Origin of the sequence: Imperialibacter sp. EC-SDR9 (assembly GCF_902498805.1) — a bacterium.
In the GTDB taxonomy this organism is placed as follows: domain Bacteria; phylum Bacteroidota; class Bacteroidia; order Cytophagales; family Cyclobacteriaceae; genus Imperialibacter.
Window position 1 is genome coordinate 278,088 of sequence record NZ_LR701575.1, and the last position, 18,985, is coordinate 297,072.

Here is an 18,985-nt window from a genome sequence, read left to right on the forward strand (position 1 = left end):
CAAAAGGCAGTTGGTGATCATACCTTTACATTAATTGCTGTCATTCCTGACAAATCCGCCCTTTCCCAAGCGCTTGAGTATATTTTCCGACCATTGATAAGCATCTGGAACATCACCGACAAATTCCGTTTTTGCAGGCCAGATCAGTGCAGGTATCTGATTGACATCGGTTGCCTGAAGGCAATTGAGCATTTCTATCGCTGGCCCTTTTCCTTCGGGGTCGCTCACCACATCCTGTGTGGAAGGTGGGTTTTTCAAAATGACAGTTTCACATTTCCCATCCAGCAAGGCCGCATATAATGACACCACGGTCATCTCCTCTCTGGCGGCAATGCCAATTTTTGTTGGGTCGATGCCAGGAAGTGTCCGACAGAATTGAAGACTCCGCAAAACATCATACACCTGCATGGAGGCAATCGTTCTTCCTGTCCAGGCCGAGGCACGTCTGATGTGCCATTGAAGCCCGGGATCCCACCCTGTTTCTCCAACGCCTCTCGGCTCAAAATAGGCTATGTTCCAGTCTTTTGACAGTTTAGAAGCGAAGCTTTCGGAATCCCACCGATCCTCATCATAATTGCGTAGCACAACCATTAAAGGCTTAACCGTGTTTGAATCGCCTCTCCAGCGCACGTCTATTTTCAAGCGCCATCCCTCCTCTGAAACAAAGCTGAATATCCTGTTTCCAGCGTTTTTACTAAACATACTTTGTATTTCGAGTTGCGAATCAAAAGCAGCCTCTTTTACTGGAAAATGGCCAAATGTTTTTTCACGCAAAAATACTTTTACTGAATCACGATGAGAAGAAAGCTCTTCTTCGGTAGTGATTTCCGGAGCTCTGGCTAGTGGGATAAAAGAATCTTGTATCGTGCGTGTGCGGTCTCCCTCCGGCGGGGCATCGACGTACACTTTAAGCTCTTCAAAAGAAAGCTGCCTTTCAGGGTTCTCATCTATATCACCCACCTGATCTGGAGTAACTTTCTTTCCCATAAGTTTATCAAGGAAAAAAGAGAAAATTTCCTGACGAGATGTTTGATGGTAAGAGTGGCCACCTGGTGTTTCAACAAGAGATATGTTGTCGGGCTTCACATACAAATCGTACATTTTCTGAGCTTTAGATTCAAGCTCACGTACCGATTCAATCTTATACATCTCATCCTGGTTGGCCTGGGCGATGAGCAACGGCCGTGGGGCAATCAAAGCGCCTATGTCGGCAAAATCACGACCATAGAGATTATTGGGCATCATGCAGTCGCAGTGTCCGTCAACGGTTCTGTTGAATACATGATCCTTTAATGTGGCTCCCCCGCAAACAGGAGCAACGGCCTTTATGCGGGGATCGGCAGCAGCAATGTACCACGACTGAGAGCCACCGCCTGAAATGCCAGTCACCCCGATTTTATCTGCATCCACCTCCGGCCTTTCCGAAAGAAGGTCAATGGCCCGAATAGCATTCCAAAGTTCGACTCCGGCAGGATTATACCCCCGACTATACCAATTGAACCACCCTTTTGAATACGGCCCCCAATGATGCCCTGGCGCCTCACCAAACTGAATGGTTTCGGTGATCAGGCATACAAAGCCCAGCTGCGCAAATTTTATGGGATGGGCCTGGTAGTGTGCCTTTTGGGTTGGAGAGTGGCCACATACATAAAGGATGGCAGGTCGGGGCTCTTTGATGCTATCAGGAATGTACAGGTTAGCCCTTACGTATAAGCCGGGAAGTGACTCAAAATACAGCTTTTCAATTCGGTAGCCCTCTTTCTTGATGGTGCCCGTCACCTTTACGTTCAATGCCGACTTTTCTCCGTTCAAAGGCAGGTGATCAATCCCCATCATTTCTATAAACTCCACGTAACGCTGACGCCTTATTTTCTCCCAATCACCTAGCGTCTGAATATCAGAATGGAAATTGTCGGTAATATCTGCCGATACTTTGTTCAGGTAACTCCGGATATTATTCTCGACCGACAAGCGAGGAACCTCACTGTCAACTCGGGAAGCTGAAGGATCGGAACATGATGAAATAAAGAGGCAGCCACATAGACAAAGGATGGTGATAACATGAAAAGCCACATACCTGGTCCTAGTTTGATGATCCATTGAAAAGAGGTAAAGTTGTTTTGAGTTGCGGGCCTGCATTCATTTGGCGGCAACAGCATCATTAAAATTAGCAATTATTACGATTACCATTCTTTCGGATCGGTGGGATTTAAATTTTAATCGTCAGTCTGAGCACTGAAAATGGAGAAAGAGCGGGCTGTATTTGATCTTGCGACTTACTCCGGCGCTTGTCTTAACTGAATCTCTTCAAGCTATTTGCTGATTTTTATCATTTCCCAATGGAGATAGATGACTTTTCTTTGTAAGTAAATCAAGTAAAAACATGCAGCAGCAGTCATCCCTTCTTTCCAAATACAATATACCAGGGCCCCGTTATACCAGTTACCCCACCGTGCCCTACTGGGAGTCGGACGATTTCACCTGCAAACAATGGACCCGAAGCTTCCAGCAAGCATTTGCTGAAACCACTGATGAAGAGGGCATTAGCTTATACATTCACCTTCCCTACTGCGAAAGCCTGTGCACGTTTTGCGGGTGCAACAAACGGATTACCAAGAATCACGGAGTGGAAACACCCTACATCAGTACCGTGCTGAAGGAATGGGACTTATACGTGGCTCGGCTTCCAAAAAAACCGGTGATTAAAGAGATACACCTGGGCGGCGGAACACCGACGTTTTTTTCTCCAGTCAGCCTGCAGTGGCTAATTATTGGCATACTTTCAAAAGCCCATAAGCACCCCAAAGCATCTTTCAGCTTTGAAGGGCATCCTAACAACACCTCCTATGAGCATTTGAAAACACTCAGGGAACTGGGTTTTAACAGGGTAAGCTATGGTATTCAGGATTTTGATCCGGTAGTGCAGGAGGCCATCCATCGCCATCAAACGTTTGACAAAGTGAAGGAGGTGACAGAGTGGTCAAGGCAATTGGGCTATACATCCATCAACTACGACCTGGTTTACGGCCTGCCTTTTCAAACATCAAACTCCATCATTGATACGATTGAGAAAGTGAAGGAATTGAAGCCGGATCGCATAGCATTTTATAGTTATGCCCATGTGCCATGGATCAAGGGAAATGGACAGAGGAAATTTTCGGAAGCTGACTTACCAAAAGATGATGAAAAACGAGCTTTGTATGAACTTGGAAGAGACATGTTGCTGGACATCGATTTGGTGGAAATTGGCATGGATCATTTTGCCACAAAACAGGATGAGCTTTATGAATCATCAATTAACGGACAGCTTCACCGTAATTTCATGGGCTACACCGCATCATCGACCAAATTACTTATTGGGTTGGGCGTTTCTTCTATCAGCGACTCGTGGTATGGATTTGCGCAAAACCACAAAGATATTGAAACCTATCAAGAGTCAGTTGAAAGTGGCTTTTTACCAGTTTTCAGGGGGCATATGCTCAATCAGGAAGACCTCATCATCAGGCAGCACATTCTCGATCTTATGTGCAGGTTCTCCACAACGCTACTTGAGGCACAAATGCCGTACCGCTCCATACTGGAAAGACTGGCCGAGCCTCTGCAGGATGAGCTAATTGAGTTAAGCGGCGACGATGTCCATATCACTGAAAAAGGACGTGCGTTTATCCGTAACATTTGCATGGCGTTCGATAAACGGCTTTGGAGAAAACAGCCCGAAACGCAACTTTTTTCATCCACTATTTGATGGTATGAGTGGTTTGGCAGCTAAAGGGTTTGTGCTTTACTTTGAACAAAGCCTTTACCCAATGAAAAAACCTACCTACCTGATATTTGCTTTGGCACTCACGTTGGCCGTTTGCCAACCCTCATCAAAAAAACAAACGTTGAATGAGCTGAAGCAAAGCATTGCAGCAGCTTTTGAAGCCAACACCGGCGACTATGCCATTGCTTTCAAAGATCTCAGCAATCCTGACAATCAACTGTACATCAACGAAAAGGAGACATTTCATGCAGCCAGCACCATGAAAACGCCGGTGATGATTGAGCTGTTTAGGCAAGCCCGTGCCGGTAAATTCAGTCTTTCTGACTCCATTCTGGTTGTTAATGAATTCAAAAGCATTGTCGACTCATCTGCCTATACCATGGATATCGGAGAAGATAGTGGTGAGGGCCTTTACAGCTTTATTGGCCAAAAGCTCACTATTTATGACCTGACGTACGAAATGATCACTGTGAGCAGCAACCTGGCCACCAATATCCTTATAGAATTGGTAGGCGCCCCGAACGTAATGACAACCATGAAATCATTCGGAGCTAACGATATCCAGGTGCTGCGTGGCGTGGAAGACCAAAAGGCCTATGAGCTGGGCATGAACAACACCACAACAGCGAAAGACCTGGCCATTGTGATGGAAATGATTGCAACTGACAAGGCCGGCACGCCGGAAGACTGTGCCGCAATGATTAAAATTCTAAAAGACCAGCGATTCAATGACATCATTCCGACCTATTTGCCGGATTCAGTTTCTGTGGCACATAAAACAGGCTCCATTACCAAATTGCATCACGATTCTGGCATTGTTTATCTACCCGATGGACGCAAATACGTACTGGTACTGTTGTCTAAGAACCTGAACACCATTGAAGAGGGTACCGAAGTACTGGCAAGGGTGTCGGAAAAGATTTATAGCTATTTGAATCAATAGTCAGCAACAGTTATAGTTTCAAAAAAGACTGCAATCGATTCAATCGGGCAAAGGCTATCTGTCGCCGGATTAATATATTTACCGCCCTCCTTTGAGACGTTTGTCTACCTAAGTTGCCGTGCATCTACCTATTTTGCTTGCTCAAATTAATTTGAAACGTATTGATGAAACAACACCTACTTGAAAAGGCATCTTTGAAGCTTCTGCCTTTCGTCTTTATCACTCTCATTGGATTTTCTTGCAGCGAATCACGTGACAGCTCGCTTTTGGTTGTTTACGAAAAAAACCATGCGCTAGCAGCTTCGATAAATCAAATAATGAGTGATGCCACGACGCAAGGACTAAAAACCGACACAGTCTCCCTCACCAGCGACCGCCGTGGCGACAACCTTTGGAAGAACAAAGGTGTGCTTTTGCTGGCCAATACAAATCATCTTACACCACAGTGGCAAACCGACATTGAGCGCTACGTGCAAACCGGTGGGGCTCTACTTGCTCTCAGGGACACAGTCAACCAATACCAATGGCCCTGGCTGTTTGCTGCTGAGGAAGCCGGAACACAAAATTATGACGGCGGAAGAGTAACATTTTTTGCTACCGCAACCGATTTAACCGGTGAGACCATCTCCTCCTCCTTAGCAGAAAATGCTATTAATAAAGACAATGCAAAGAGCCTGGCTGCACCCGACGTCAGCCGGTTTACCAAAATCATTCTCGATGCAGAGGTCAACGAGCCAATGGAGTTGGATATACTTCCTGATGGCAAGCTGCTGTTTATCGAGAGGGAAGGTAATCTGAAAATGTTTGATCCGGAGTCAAACGAAACGAAGATTCTGCACACTTTCAAAGTAAATACAGAAGGCAATTATGAAGACGGTATGTTGGGCCTTGCTGTAGATCCAAACTATGATCAAAACAACTGGATTTACATTTACTACTCTCCTTTGGGCGGTGCCTCCCGGCAAAACCTGTCCAGGTTCACGCTGCTGGCCGACAGCCTGATAGTGGGTAGCGAAAAAATTGTGCTGGAAGTAGGCGTGCAACGGGAAACCTGCTGCCATTCAGGCGGTGGTGTGGTGTTTGGTCCCAACGGTCATCTTTACCTCAGCACCGGCGACAACACCAACTCCAAGGAATCAAGCGGTTATTCTCCCCTTGACGAACGCCCAGGCCGTGGGCCGTTCGACTCACAGAAGGGTTCCTCCAATACCCATGATCTTCGTGGCAAGATCTTAAGAATCAAACCTACGGCGGAAGGCTCCTATACGATTCCTGACGGTAATTTATTTCCCAAGGATGGTTCGCAGGGCCGACCAGAGATTTATGTCATGGGTTGCAGAAATCCATTCCGATTCACCGTGGATATGAAAACCGGTTACGTGTATTGGGGGGATGTGGGCCCGGATTCGGGTAGAGACAGCGAGAAAGGCCCTCAGAGCTACGACGAATGGAACCAGGCAAGAACGCCTGGCTTTTACGGCTGGCCGTACTTCGAAGCGAACAACATTGCCTTCCCTATGGTTGACTTCGCTACGGATGAAATTGGCCCCAAGCAAGACCCGGCCCACCCAATCAACGAATCTCCCAACAATACCGGCTCAAGAGAATTGCCCCCTGCAAGGCCTGCCATGATCTGGTACCCTTACGGCCAGTCGGACATTTGGCCCATGCTGGGCACAGGCTCCAGAAGTGCCATGTCGGGCCCCATGTATTACAAGCCAGCCAACGCTTCGAAAGCGGGATTTCCTGAGTATTACAATGGCAAGCTTTTCATTTATGAGTGGGCACGCAGCTGGATCAAGGTGGTGTCGTTTGACGAGGATTGGAACCCAACGCAAATTGAGTCGTTTCTCCCTGACGAAACATTTGTGAAGCCTATCGATATGGAGTTTGACAAAAACGGTGTGATGTACCTGCTGGAGTATGGCTCCAACTACTTTGCCAACAATGTGGACGCAAGGCTGGTAAGGATTGAGTACACCGAAGGCAACAGGGCGCCTGTGCCAGAGGTAGCGACGGACAAAACCAGAGGTGCAGTGCCGCTTACTGTCAACTTCTCAGCGCAGGGCTCTTTTGACTATGATAAAGACGATGCTTTGATATTTAGCTGGACAACCAAAGACGGCAAAAAGTATGAGGGCCGTGATGTGAGCATTACTTTTGATCAGCCCGGTGAACAAGAAGTGGAGTTGACAGTAACCGACTCCCGAGGAGAAAGCGCCTCAGCCTTTGTTAAAGTGATAGCAGGCAACGAGCCTTCGAATATCGTTTTTGACTACAGCGGTAACCAATCCTTCTATTTTGGTAAGGAAACTAATAACTACAAAGTAATCGTTACCGACAAAGAAGACGGCAGCACAGAGGATGGCAGCATAACCGAAGAGGCGATAAGCGTTAATTTCAGCTATCTGGAAGGCGGCTATGACCTGGCCAACCTGGGCGAGGACTTCTTCAAAAACCCAGCCATCAATGTGAAAGGTAAAAACATGATCGCCAACAGTGATTGTTTGTCGTGCCACTCTGTGGATCAGAAATCGATTGGGCCTACCTACATCGAAATTGCAAAAAGATACGCTGATGACCCTTCGTCAAGAGACATGCTGGCTGGCAAAATCATCGAAGGCGGCAATGGCAATTGGGGCCACAGCCTGATGGCAGCCCACCCGCAACTTACGCTCGATGAAACAAGAGTGATGGTGGATTATATCCTGTCGCTGGTGAAAGAGAGCCCGACTACAAGTTTGCCTTTGAAAGGCAGCATAACGCTTGACAAACAAGGCACAGAGAACCAGGGAGCCTATGTGGTAGGCATCAGGTATACCGACAAAGGAAATGGCACCATTTCCGCCATTGAGTCGTCAAAGATGATTATGATCAAAGCGCCAGTGCTTGAGGCTGAAAACTACGATTTCTTCAACGACGTGCAGCAGCAGCGCCCCAATGGTGGCGACTTTGCCTTCCTGAGCAATATCAATGATGGCTCATATATTGGCTACAAAAGCATTGACCTGAAGGGAATCAGCAAAATTTCTGTAACCATGATGGCTGTGAAAGGCGGAACGATCAAAGTGGTTTCAGGCAGCCCCACAGGCAAGGTTATCGGTACGGTGGATGTGCCAGCGTTCGAAGGCTCATGGAGAGATCGCCAGTGGGCAAATGCTGACATCAGCATCGACGAGGTGGGTCAGATTGCCAATCTATACTTTGTTGTTTCCCATCCGGATAAAGAGACAAACCTGATGAGTCTGGACAAAATCAGTTTTTTCAAATAGTTAGAAAACAAGTCTTACCCGACTATCCAGGCACCTGTCTTAAGAAGGCAGGTGCCTTTTTGCTCCCAATCAAGTTGACTTTATTGTCACCGTCCGGTAGCCTCTGATTCTGAGGAGGAAAAGACCAAATCAACATCCACCGGAGCTGTTCCTACTCTTCCCACAGCGGGTAGCTCAAGGGCCAAATCAAATAAATCAAGTTCCAGGCTTAGTCCAAGTACATTCACCTCCACCCCTTCCTGAAACCCAGCCGTGAGACCCAGTAAACCATACACAGAAGCCTGCACCCCACTACCACTTGCCGACCACCCAAACGTTTCTTTCCATGGCCGCCAGTCCTTTCCAATGGCTGTAGATGGAAGGTCGAGACCAAGTTCGGGCACTTCAAGACCAAGCCATGCAATAAACGTATTGCTATTGGGGCCCGGCCAAACGGTGTAGGTGTCGGCGTATGGGTATTTTGCTATTGCTTCCTCAACTTTGTCTACAACAAGCTCAGCATCCCGGCCTCGCAGGTCAAGGAGAAGCGTGGGTTCATTGCCATACCAGCTTTTGTCTGGAATGCCTGCCTCTGAGAAAAGTGCGGTTCCATTTCTGTTTAGCGCCCACCCTATGATCTGGCTGACCTGGTAGTGATCGGCACCCTTGCCTTTTGTAGCTATCCAGGTATGGACTGCAAGCACTTTTTTAGCTCCCCATGTACGGGCTGCATATACCTGTATCACCGCATCATCGTACTGATCCGCCTTGGGTGCCAAACCATAACTGTAGGCTGAACCCCCTATATCAGATGCAGCGAGGCGCTCCCGGTGAATTCTGAAGGGTTCAATCAGGTAAATGCCATATGCGTACAACACCAAAAGCACCATCCAGCCAATTTTTGACAAAGGCCATTTCCTCTTCGGTTTAACATTAAGCTGACGATCCATGGACACGATTACTCCCTGTTTACGAGTGGCAGGTAAAAAGGTGACGTGTCTCGTGATTTCAGGGCTACTCAATCAGTCCGGTTAAAATGAAAAAGCAGCCTCCGTTACCAAAAGCTGCTTTGCCTATTCAACCTGATAAAGTCTATTTTTTGATGCCCTTTCCTGTTGCCGCCCAATAAATACCGCCATACAAGTGATCCAGGAAGGTTTGATCAGAATAGATAGCCCCAATATGGCCCAGGCCTGTATAGAAAGCCCTTCCACCGTCGTAGTCATGATACCACGCAATTGGATGGAAATCGCCCATGCCCTTTCTGGCAGTACCCCCCCAATTGGTTGATGCATCGTAGCTTTTTTCGTCCACGGTGAGTAAAAATTTCAAGTCGTCAGACTTAAACGGCTTTTGGTACTCATACCATTCGTCAGTCCACAGTAGTCTTTTGGGAAAGCGCTCCATTCCAGGGAAATTACTGTCGACTACGTCCAAATAGGCAGTTTGCTGCTGCGGGTGAACCTGAAACATCATGCCTACCATTTTGGTGTACCATTCCCACTCGTATTCGGTATCGGCAGCGGCATGCACGCCTACCCAGCCTTTGCCAGACTTAATGTACTTTTCGAAGGCCGCCTGCTGCTCATCATTCAAGATGTCGCTGGTAGTGCTGAGGAAGATTACCACATCGTAGTTGGCTAGCTGCTTGTCGTTAAAAACAGAGGCATTTTCCTGCCAGTCGACACTAAAGTTGTGGCGGCTGGCCAGCGCACGAACGCCATCTACTCCTTCGTGAATAGACACGTGGTGGAAACCAGCTGTTTTAGTGAAAAGAAGCACTTTGAATTGCTGCGCTTGTGAAGCAGACACAATACAAATTGCAAAAAGCAACGAAAGTATGTTTTTCAACATTGGATTTAGGGGTTTAAGTCTTCTTAATTAATTGATAGTAAATAAACATGCGGGTATATCACCACAGGCACTTTTCAGGTCATAAAAAGGGCTCAGGTTCCTGCTCAATCAAAGCATTTGTATCAACTGTAATTACGCCAGAAACTTTCAATTTACCTATAATGGTGTGCAGCAGACACCCATGAAAGGGATAAATGGCTTCCGTCATCCACTTGCCTTAAGAGGATTACATCTATTTCGGGGCCTGGCTTATAAATTCCCGACGCAATTCACAGGCTACCTATCAATTTATTCACTAAATTGACAAGAAAGTCTGCATTGAAAAGAATTCTTATCATAGGCTTTCTTTGGGTTACATGCGCATTGGTGTCAGTGGCACAAACCCCTTATGTTGACAGCCTTAAGCAAGTTTTAAAACTTCACCCCGAAGACACCATCGGCGTGAATGCATCGCTGAATCTGATCAGCGAATTCCTCAGGATAGACTTAAACAAAGCTAAAGAATACGCATTCCAAACCATACCAATTGCCACTTCTCTTAATCATGTAAAGGCTATAGGCAGCTCTTATCACTACCTAACAATCATTTATCAAAGCTCTGCCCAGCAAGACAGCGCCGTCTTTTTTCTGACGCAATTAGAGGCCTTGTCCGACGCCAACCCCGACAATTGGAAACTAAAAATGAATTACAACCAGTCCGCTGGCCTCTATTATAAAAACCAGGGCTATTACAAGAAGGCTCTTCCCTTTCTCCTGGACAATCTCCGGTTTGCTCAGCCTGACCATGAAAACACAGGCGGCCTTTTTCTCAACATCGGGAATGCCTACTTCAACCTGGCCGACTACCGGAACGCCATGCACTATCACCTTGAAGGGCTGGCCCTTTTTGAAAAAGTCAACAGCTTGAGAGGGCAGTCGTTTTGTTTGCAGAGCCTGGGAAACGACTTTTTTCACCTGAACCAATTCGAGTTGTCAAAAAAATACTACCTACAGGCCATTAAGATGAAAGAGCAGCTCAACGACAAGCGAGGGCTCCTTACCAGCTGGACCGGAGCGGGCGATGTGTATAAAGAACTAGGTCAATATTCTCTTGCTGAAAAATATTATTTACAGGCAATTTCTGCTGCCGGGGAAATGAAGCTGCCAGGCGAGGAGCTTCGGGGCCTGCATCAGATTGGTCTTCTCTACAAGCGAACGGGTGATTTTGATCGTGCCAGGGAAAATATTTCTAAAAGCTTAGAGTTGGCGGAGCAAATGGGCGACAGTTCTGTTATCGCCAGAGCCAAATCGGAGCTCGTTGGCGTTGACATGGCACAAAAAAGTGAGAAAGCCAACGAAAACACCCTCATTGCAAGCCTAAAAACTATGATTGAAGCAGGCAACAGGAATGGAGAGTTGATTGAATACAGCCGACTAAGTGAATACTATGCGGCGATGAAACAATTTGAAAAGGCATTTGAATATCAGAAGAAATACGAAGCACTGAAAGAGGAAATAGAAGGAATGGCTGTGCTATTGGAACTGAAGGAATTAGAGGGGAGTTATCAAACGGAGAAAAAAGAGCGGGAAATTGAGCTCTTAAAAAAAGACCAGGAGCTGCAGGCACTAGCGCTCGACCGTGAACGTGCCAACGTCATTGTTATTGCAGTAATACTGGCTTCAGTAATCATTGTAGGCTTGTTGCTCATCAACCGATACCGTGTGGTGGCACGAGCAAAAAGAACGATTGAAATGGAGCGCATGCGCAATGCCATTGCCAGAGACCTACACGATGATATTGGTTCAACGCTATCCAGCATCAATATTATGAGCCAACTTGCGCTCAAAGAGGATAACGGGCACGCCGGACAATACTTTCAAAGCATCCAAGAGCATTCGTCCAAGATCATGGAGAGCATGTCGGACATTGTTTGGTCTATCAACCCCAACAACGACTCGCTGGAGCAGGTGCTGGTGAAGATGAAGGAATTCGCTGCCGAAATACTCGAGCCAAAAGGGATCGCTTTTTCGTTTCAGGGGATTGATGAAGTAAAAAACATAGAACTGGCTTCTGAAAAGAGAAAGAATGTTTTCCTCATTTTCAAAGAGGCCATTAACAACGCCGCCAAGTATAGCAATGCGTCAAAAATCATCATCAATGTAGCTGGCCAAAATGGGAACATAATTTTCTCTATTAGCGACAATGGCAACGGATTTGATCCTGAAAAAGTGAAGCCTGGAAACGGGCTGAAGAACATGGAGGCTCGGGCAAAGAGCTTGCTCGGAGCGCTGAGCCGCACCAGTGCTATTGGAAATGGAACGCATATCAACCTTGAATTCCCTATCACATGATTAGGGTATTGTTTCAACTCAGGCAATAGCCGACTTTTATCATTTACCACTAATCGACCCCTGTTATGTCCCTTTCTGTGCTGCTATATGAAGATGATGAGCTCCTTCGCAGCAGCCTGCAAAGCATGATCAGCCTTAATGAGAATTTTCGCTGTGTAGGTGCGTATGGGAACGTATTACAGGCGGTCGAGCAAATCGAACGGCATCAGCCTGATTTGGTTTTTATGGATATCGACATGCCAGAAATGACAGGCATCGAAGCCTTGAAAAAAGTAAGGAGTTCCAGTCCGAATTTGCCAATCATCATGCTGACGGTATTTGACGACAGCACCCATGTTTTAGACGCCATATTTGCTGGTGCCTCGGGCTATTTGTTGAAAAAGCACATTTCTACCCGCCTTTTCGACGCAGTAGAAGAGGTGCTGGCCGGAGGCGCTCCCATGTCGCCCAGCATTGCACGAATGGTGATCGAATCAATGAGGCAAAAGCCAGCTGAAAACAATTACAAGCTTACTTCACGGGAAAAAGAGATTCTTACGTCTCTAAGCCAGGGCAACAGCTACAAGATGATTGCCGCTGAGTTCGACATCAGCCTTGATACTGTACGCACTCACATCAAGAAAATCTACGAAAAGCTTCAGGTGCACTCTCAAATCGAGGCGGTAAGTAAGGCTATCAATGAGGGGCTGGTTTAGAACCATTATCAACAGCCGTTCCTTTTGGTGACTGTTTGATCAATTTCCTGCAAACTACCTTCACAACCCCCTCACATCATCATGCGATTTACTTCACTCTTTGTTTTGGTGAGCTTTGATTGAAGTTAGTTCTCTGCTTACCAGAGGAGTATCGAATTTTTTCAAGTAAGTAAAAACCGATAACTTTTTATGAAAAGTGCTACCGGAAAGCTCACTACCTGCAAGTTACTGTCCGTCAGTATCTCGTTGTTTTCTCTCCTGACTTTGTGCTCAAAAAATACACTTGCCCAACCAGGCACTCTTGATCTTGCTTTTTCGGGAGATGGAAAGCAAATGACAGATTTTGGGGGCTTTAGCGATGAGGCTTACGCCGTTGGTTTTCAAAGCGATGGGAAAATTATCGTCGCTGGCTATACTTTTGCCACCACCGACGATTTTGCGGTTGCCCGCTACAACACCGACGGGTCGCTGGATGCCACTTTCGGAGCTGCGGGAAAGGTGACTACGCCTATTGGCACTTTCGACGACTATGGCTGGTCGTTGGCCATTCAGTCGGATGATAAAATAGTGGTGGCTGGCTACTCATTTAATGGTTCCAACGAAGACTTTACACTGGTGCGCTACACAAGCAACGGTGCCCCGGATACTTCATTCGATACTGACGGAATCCTAACAACAGCTATTGGTACAGACGATGACCAAGCCTTTGCTGTAGCTATTCAAAGCGACGGCAAAATACTCGCAGCGGGGAGGAGCCACAATGGTTCAAATTTTGACTTTGCACTGGTGCGTTACAATACGGATGGCTCCCTGGATACCTCCTTTGACACTGATGGCAAGGTTACCACCTCAAATGGGAGCTTAAGTAGTGAGGCATGGTCTATTGCAGTTCAAGCAGATGGTAAGATTGTTCTGGCAGGCACAAGCTCCAACCCACAAGCTGACTTTACTGTGGTGAGATACAATACTGATGGCTCCTTAGATACAGGTTTCGATACTGACGGAAAAGTAACAGTGAACATTGGAAGTAGCATTGCAGATGATCAGGCCTATTCCGTTGCCTTGCAAACTGATGGCAAAATAGTGGTGGGTGGCTCACACAATTCAGGAAACCTGGATTTTGCTTTGACTCGTCTCAATAGCAATGGCTCTGTAGATACCGGGTTTGGCACTGCAGGAAAGGTCATCACCCCTGTTGGCAGCTCGCACGAAACCGGACGGGCTGTTGCCATTCAGGCTGACGGTAAAATACTACTCGCCGGCTTTAGTAATAACGGATCAAATAACGATTTTGCATTGGTGCGTTACAATTCAGATGGGTCGTTAGACACTGGCTTCGGCACTAGCGGTATTGTGATCACTGCATTTGGTTCGTCCAACGAAAATGCCTACGCCATTGGACTCCAGGCAGACAAAAAGATTGTGCTTGCTGGTAGAACTAATGGTGCCACATGGGATATGGCCCTTGCTCGCTACATTGCTGTTATAGATCAATCTGTTACAAGCTTCTACCCCCTGTCGGGCGTTGTTGGCACTGAAGTTACTATTACAGGAACCGGGTTTAGCACCACGCCAGCAGACAATGCCGCCGCCTTTAATGGAACTGCTGCCGTTGTAACCACTAGCACGGCGACGACCATCACCACATCGGTACCGGCCGGGGCCAGCAGCGGCCCCATAACGGTGACAGTTGCTGGCAATACGGTCGCCTCAGACGTCGATTTTTATGTCACCGCAGCATCCATTGTAATGGCCGATGGAAACGTTTCGGGATGCGATTTTCAATTCACAGACTCCGGCGGCTTCGGCGACTATGAAGCCAACGAAGATTTCACCTTCACCTTTGTTCCCGAAAACCCCGGTGAGAAAATTAAAATTTCCTTTTTGTCCTTCGATACGGAAGTCAGCGAATATCTGGTCGCTTATGACGGGCCCGATACTTCATCGCCCTGGTTAAGCTATATGAGTGGCAACACGCTGCCAAAAGACATTATTGCAACGAGTGCTACCGGCGAAATCACGTTCTACTTTTATTCCGACAACGACGGCGAAAGACCGGGTTGGGAAGCGCTTGTTTCCTGCGTTACGGACTTAATCACCATTGATACGCAGCCTGTTGACTACACGGGTTGCGTTGGTGACATAGTCACTTTTGAAGTTGTTGCGAGCGGCACAACCAACCTCACCTATCAATGGCAGGAGTCAGACTACGAAGGTGGATGGTATGATTTGACCGATGTGGATGGCTTTTCAGGAACCAATACCTCGGTGCTATCCATTAATACAGCCGGTGATTTTGGAGAAAACTACTATCGGTGTGTGGTTTCCGGAGACCTCTCATCCAACGCATTCTCTGATGAGGTATATCTTGATATTGGGCCGGCTCAACCTTCGGTTTCCGACGTTGTCAACTGCGGGGCGACTTCTTTTACCCTCACAGCATCTGGAGCAGCCAATGGACAATACAGGTGGTATACCGTACCAACCGGTGGGTCGCCAATTGCGGGAGAAGTAAACAGTACCTACACCACTCCAGAAATAACCACTACCACCCACTACTATGTGGCCATCAATGATGGCACATGTGAAAGTGCCAGAAGTGATATACAGGCAGCCATCAGCACCTGTGAGCCAGAACCCGGATTCGTATGGGCACTGGGCGCAGGTTCAGGAGGCGGCACTAGCGCTGCCGCTAAAATTCTGCTCACCGGTGATGAAGACCTTCTGGTATTTGGCTCCTTTAGTGGCACGATTGATTTCGACACGGGTCCCGGCGAATCGATTCTCACGTCTACCCTAGGATCAAAAGTATATATGCTGAAAATGGATCCTGACGGAACATTACTTTGGGCAAAAGCGATGGGCGGAAATGGAAACATCGGCGTAGCCGACGCTACTATGGATGCGGCTGGAAATTACTACCTCCTGATCGCTTTTAATTTGACGGCTGATTTTGACCCCGGTGACGGCGTGACCAGCCTGACTGCCATCCCAAGTTCGCCAGCGAACAAAAATGATATGGCCATTGCCAAGTATGATGCTGACGGAAATTTCATTTGGGTGAGGACCATTGCGGGCAACAGCGATGAGTACGCTGGTGGCATTGAATCCGATGCGGATGGCAACCTCTATGTCACCGGAGCCTTTAGAGGTACTACCAATGTAGGGGGCTCCTTTAGCCTGACAGCCCTGGGCACCAACAGCACGGACATCCTTGCGGCTAGTCTGGACACAGACGGAAACTTTCTATGGGCATGGAATATTGGCTCCAATACAAGCACTGCATCCAACTTATTCAGCGATTCGGGTTCCGACATTGCTTTTGACGGAACCTACCTCTATATCAGCGGACGAGTGTATGGGCCAGGCACCGTGGACTTTGACCCAGGAGCAGGAACTGCTATTGAAACTCTTACCGACGGTGCGGCCTATATTTTAAAGCTAAACACTGCCGGTGAATACCAAAGCCATCAACTCATCCATGGGGGTGCTGGGAACAGCATTGCAGTGGACAACGATGGCAACATTTATGTGACCGGAGGATTTGACGACACCATTGACATAGACCCAGGAGCCGGCACGTTCGAAGTAACTTCAAGTGGATCGGCTGCCACTTATCTGGTCAAACTCGATCCAAGTGGCAATTTTGTTTGGGGTGCATCCTTCACAACCTGGCTCAACTCGGTACTCATGGGCCAGATTTTTATCGATGCTGCGGGAGATGTGTATTCCACCGGGTACTTTCAGGGCACCACCGATTTTGATCCCGGGCCACTAATCGCATCAGAAAGTAGTACTGGACTATTCCTCAACAACTTCACGCTTAAGCTTGACACCGACGGCAACTTTAAGTGGGTGATTGCCATGAGGAAAATAGATGGGGGGTTCACTTCTACCAACGGCTATAGTTTGGCAGTTAACTCAGCAGGCGACGTGTATTCAGTGGGTGGCTTTGCCCGCCACATTGATTTCGATCCCAGCGAATGCGTCTTCGAAATGAATAATGTAAACGGCACCGACTTCTTCATCAGGAAAGTAAGTCCGGCAGTTCCCACAGTTTGTTTTGATACTGAACCCGTTAACAAATTTGCCTGCACAGGCTCTACCGCTACGTTTGCAACCACAGTACTTGGAACATATCCCTATAATTTCCAGTGGCAGAAATTGAATACTTCAACTTCGATCTACGAAGATATTTCCAACGCCGGTGGGTATTCAGGAGCTACTACTTCCAGCCTTTCCATCAATACAACAGGCGACTTTGGTGCAGGAACTTACCGATGCAAAGTATCTGGCAGCACAATCATCGACGACTTCTCGGGAAGTGCCACACTAACCATTGGCCCTTTGACGCCCCCAACAGCAACCGACGCAAGCACCTGTACGTCCGAAAGCGTGACCCTCACTGCCTCAGGCGCTACCGCCGGTCAGTATAGGTGGTATGATGTTGAAACTGGTGGCACAGCCATTGATGGTGAGGTAAACAGCTCCTTTGTCACGCCTGAGCTTTCAGAAACAACCACGTTTTACGTGGCGATCAACAACGGTTTGTGTGAAAGTGAAAGAGTTCCGGTAACCGCCACACTCAATGCTACGCTGAATCCACCTTCAGCATCTGACGTCACAGTATGCGCTGATGAAGTTGCCGTACTGACTGCCACAGGAGGCACCGACGGACAATACCGATGGTATGACGTTGAAAGTGGCGGCACTGCCATCAGTGGAGAAACCGACAACATCTACACCACTCCTGCTCTTTCAGCCACTTCCACTTATTATGTTGCTATAAACGATGGAACCTGTGAAAGCGCAAGGACGCCGGTTGTGGTCACGGTAAACTCACCTCCTTCCGCACCTTCCACAACCGATACGGTACTTTGTGGACCAGGCTCAGCTACCGTAACTGCCTCGGGTGGTTCAGATGGGCAATACCGCTGGTATGACACGGAAACAGGTGGAACCGCCATTGTGGGGGAAGCGAATGGTGCCTACTCCACTCCAACCCTGTCGGCCACTACAACTTACTATGTTTCCATCAATGATGGTTTTTGTGAAAGCCCCAGAACGGCCGTAACTGCTAGCATTAGCCCAGAAGTGACGCCCCCGACAACGACAGATGTCTCTATTTGTGCGCCGGGGAGTGCCACCCTTATTGCCTCTGGTGGTGCGGAAGGTGAGTACCGTTGGTATGACGTCGAAACAGCAGGAATCGCTATTCCCCGTGAGGTAAACGGCAGTTTCACCACTCCCATCCTATCGGCGACCACCAGCTATTACGTTGCTATCAACAACGGAACTTGCGAAAGCAGCCGAACACCCGTTACCGTCGAGATTGGCTCTGGCGTCACGCCACCAACCGCTGTCGAAGTAAGCACATGCCCTGACGAAAGTGCGACTCTTACAGCTACCGGAGGTACCGACGGAAACTACCGATGGTACGAGGTGCCCACGGGCGGCGCTGGCATCCCCAATCAAGTCAATAGTACGTTGGTCACTCCTGCGCTATCTTCCGATGCTACTTACTACGTTGCCATTAACGATGGCACTTGTGAGAGCGCCCGGGTACCAGTACCGATATCCCTGCGGCAGGAAGTAGCATTCACCTCCCAGCCTGCCGACCAGTCGGTGGAAGTGGGTGAGCCAGCCTCCTTCTCGGTCACGGCCTCCGGCGATAACATAACCTACCAGTGGCAAAAAGACCTGAGAAACCTGGAAGGAGAAACAAGTGCTGAACTTGTTGTAGCTGCTGTAGGTCTCGATAGCCAGGGAAACTACTCATGTACTATTTCCCATGACTGCGGCAGTCTGGTCAGCGAGGCAGCCATTTTAACGGTATTGGAGCCCGTGATAGGCCAAAACGGTGGCGAGATCATTGTTTACAACGCCGTAGCACCAAATGGCAACAACAAAAACGAATTTCTCAAAATAGCCAACATCGAAAGTCACCCGGGTAATTCCGTAGAAATCTACGACCGTTGGGGCGTGAAGGTGTTTGAGGTATCCAACTACGATAATCAGGACTCAAATGCCAGGTTTGAGGGCCGCTCCAATGTTGGGAGCAGCCTCAACCTGGTGGAAGGCACGTACTTCTATCTTATTCAGGCCTCGGGAGAAAAACTGACAGGCTTTTTACACTTAAGAAGATAAT

Annotated in this window: 9 protein-coding genes; 6 read left to right on the forward strand and 3 right to left on the reverse strand. The window is 47.9% G+C overall.

Going from position 1 to position 18,985, the window contains the following annotated elements:
- Positions 1 to 30 precede the first annotated feature (30 nt).
- Entirely contained in the window at positions 31 to 2,100 is a 2,070-nt protein-coding gene (locus GC130_RS04100) for an alpha/beta hydrolase (RefSeq protein WP_193217764.1), read from the reverse strand.
- Positions 2,101 to 2,383: 283 nt separating this feature from the next.
- Between GC130_RS04100 and hemN the strand changes: the two genes are divergently transcribed.
- The 3 genes from hemN (at position 2,384) to GC130_RS04115 (ending at position 7,978) form a co-directional block, all read left to right on the forward strand.
- Complete coding sequence (gene hemN / locus GC130_RS04105; protein WP_151996985.1) at positions 2,384 to 3,745, forward strand: oxygen-independent coproporphyrinogen III oxidase; 1,362 nt, start codon at positions 2,384 to 2,386, stop codon at positions 3,743 to 3,745.
- Positions 3,746 to 3,806: 61 nt separating this feature from the next.
- Positions 3,807 to 4,706 (forward strand): serine hydrolase, encoded by a 900-nt coding sequence (locus tag GC130_RS04110; RefSeq protein WP_151996986.1) that lies wholly within the window; start codon positions 3,807 to 3,809, stop codon positions 4,704 to 4,706.
- Between the two features lie 164 nt (positions 4,707 to 4,870).
- Positions 4,871 to 7,978: a PQQ-dependent sugar dehydrogenase gene (locus tag GC130_RS04115; RefSeq protein ID WP_151996987.1), complete on the forward strand. Its 3,108-nt coding sequence runs from the start codon at positions 4,871 to 4,873 to the stop codon at positions 7,976 to 7,978.
- Between the two features lie 86 nt (positions 7,979 to 8,064).
- Here the strand turns inward: GC130_RS04115 and GC130_RS04120 are convergent, their stop codons facing one another.
- Both GC130_RS04120 and GC130_RS04125 read right to left on the reverse strand, forming a co-directional pair.
- Positions 8,065 to 8,979, reverse strand: a complete 915-nt coding sequence (locus GC130_RS04120; RefSeq protein WP_151996988.1) for a DUF3750 domain-containing protein — start codon at positions 8,977 to 8,979, stop codon at positions 8,065 to 8,067.
- 70 nt (positions 8,980 to 9,049) lie between these two features.
- A complete protein-coding gene (locus tag GC130_RS04125; protein WP_151996989.1) occupies positions 9,050 to 9,811 on the reverse strand; it encodes a ThuA domain-containing protein in 762 nt (253 codons plus the stop codon).
- Between the two features lie 318 nt (positions 9,812 to 10,129).
- Between GC130_RS04125 and GC130_RS04130 the strand changes: the two genes are divergently transcribed.
- From GC130_RS04130 to GC130_RS04140, 3 genes are all read left to right on the forward strand, one after another.
- Positions 10,130 to 12,142 (forward strand): tetratricopeptide repeat protein, encoded by a 2,013-nt coding sequence (locus GC130_RS04130; protein WP_151996990.1) that lies wholly within the window; start codon positions 10,130 to 10,132, stop codon positions 12,140 to 12,142.
- Between the two features lie 65 nt (positions 12,143 to 12,207).
- Positions 12,208 to 12,837: a response regulator transcription factor gene (locus GC130_RS04135; RefSeq protein WP_151996991.1), complete on the forward strand. Its 630-nt coding sequence runs from the start codon at positions 12,208 to 12,210 to the stop codon at positions 12,835 to 12,837.
- Positions 12,838 to 13,026: 189 nt separating this feature from the next.
- Entirely contained in the window at positions 13,027 to 18,984 is a 5,958-nt protein-coding gene (locus GC130_RS04140; protein ID WP_151996992.1) for a gliding motility-associated C-terminal domain-containing protein, read from the forward strand.
- Position 18,985 lies beyond the last annotated feature (1 nt).